Genomic DNA, 1,722 nt, shown 5'->3' with positions numbered 1-1,722 from the left:
AAGGGAAAGCTAGCTTTTATAATGGTGTAGCTGGCAGACCAGAAGAGGGATTAGAAATTTCTGTAATTTCTGTGGTCAGGGTAAGAGCATCTCAATCAGTCTTGACAAAAGGATTTGAGAAGAAGCATCATGTATTCATCATTCATTGCAGCCCGTTTCCTTTTCTGTCGCAAGCTACGCTTGAGAGTAGTTTCTTGATTGACAGCATTCAGGGACATCCGTCTGATAGCAGCGAAGTTCCGAGGGCTATTCAACGACCGAATGCGACATCGATCTTCATTGAAAGTGACATCTAAAATCCAATGTTCTTGATTTTCAATGCTCCAATGTTGACGAATAGCGCGACCATTAACCTGGGCATCTACGGGTAAGGAACTCAGGTAGAACTGTACTTCATGAGTGGTTGTGTTCCACAAATAACGGAAACGTTCTACTATAACAATAGTCTGAATATCTGCCCAGTCTTCTTGTTTGTAAAGTCGTCCTAGTGCCGCCACTGGAACCGCCCAAACTTTTCGAGTTTCGACTCGATGATGTGCTTTTTCCGTTCGGGAATCTTCACTCACTTCAATTCCACCAAATTGGTTGGCTCTGGCTGTTTCAAACCAGGTCTTGACTTGTTTGTAAAGAGTTGGATGATTCTTTTTGAGGGTAACGACATAATCGGCTTTTTTTTGACGAATCAGCCGCACAATCTCGGTCTGAGTACCCATCGCATCCATCGTAATAATCGCTCCGGTGACATCGATTAATTCCAATAGAGCTGGGATAGCTGTGATTTCATTGGAATGGTTTTCCACTTTAACTTGTCCAAGTACCAACCGATTTTCGCTAGCCCAAGCTGTCACTAAATGTAAATTATTTACCCCGGTTTTTCGGTCATAAGAACCTCGGAGATTTTTGCCATCAATCGGGATAACTTGTTGGTCAACTGGCCCCATTAATTGTTTAACCCATTGAGTCAACTTCTGTTCTAAAACTTTCGGGTCTAGCTTTTCAAAAACTCGTCGAAAGGTATCATCGCTCGGGATGCCATTGGGTAAGTCTAAAAATTTTTGCAACCATTGCTGCTTACTGATTCCATAATTTTCCATGTCTTCCCATCCCTCACCTCCAGCTATTGTAGATAATATGGCAATGACGAGAATGTCTTTCAGTAGGTGGCGTTTGGTTCGGTTCACTCTTGGGTCGGGTACGTCATCAAAATAACTTGACAAGCTCCCTTGTAACTCTTGCATGGAAATAGGTGGGGCTTCTGAGCGTGGTTGCTTTGACGATTACGTTGGCCGGGCGGGCAGGAATCCTTTATCCATTGAGTTTTACGGCTTGATGACTTAGCTTTTAAGGCATTATAGAATTGCTCATACGTGAATGCCACGTTTTCTATAGTTGTCTTTTTGTCAAGTACAATTTATACCAAATTAGATGAGCTTACCCTGTTTCTGTGGTCGAAGTGGAAACTCATTTGTCTTATAGTGTGAGTGTACAACAAACACCCTGGCGTCCTCCCACAGAACTACCCAAAAATCCCCTCACTGCTCAAAGGAAAAGAAAATCAAAAAAACCAACTAAAAAAAAAGCACGACTATGCTCAACGCCTGAGATAACAAGAGTTGACGACTATGCTCAACATTTAAAAAAAAACCCGTTCTTTATTGCCAGAATCTGTACGCTATTTGGTAGCTGATGGTTATTATTGCCGCGCTAATTTCTGGGATGCTG

The 1,722-nt window shown here is 42.3% G+C and carries 1 protein-coding gene; it reads right to left on the bottom strand.

Annotation, left to right across the window (positions count from 1 at the left end; all coding sequences use genetic code 11):
* Nucleotides 1-95 precede the first annotated feature (95 nt).
* Nucleotides 96-1,238 (bottom strand): ISAs1 family transposase, encoded by a 1,143-nt coding sequence (locus tag QUA01_RS27240; RefSeq protein WP_333093633.1) that lies wholly within the window; start codon nucleotides 1,236-1,238, stop codon nucleotides 96-98.
* Nucleotides 1,239-1,722: the final 484 nt, after the last annotated feature.

The organism is Microcoleus sp. S36a_B3, from assembly GCF_036700745.1.
GTDB lineage: Bacteria > Cyanobacteriota > Cyanobacteriia > Cyanobacteriales > Microcoleaceae > Microcoleus.
Note: the sequence above shows the minus strand (reverse complement) of the source record. Positions and strands in the feature narration are given on the sequence as shown.

Coding starts and splice junctions, on each gene's coding strand:
- QUA01_RS27240 (WP_333093633.1), bottom strand. CDS start 1,238: ATGCAAGAGTTACAAGGGAGCTTGTCAAGTTATTTTGATGACGTACCC.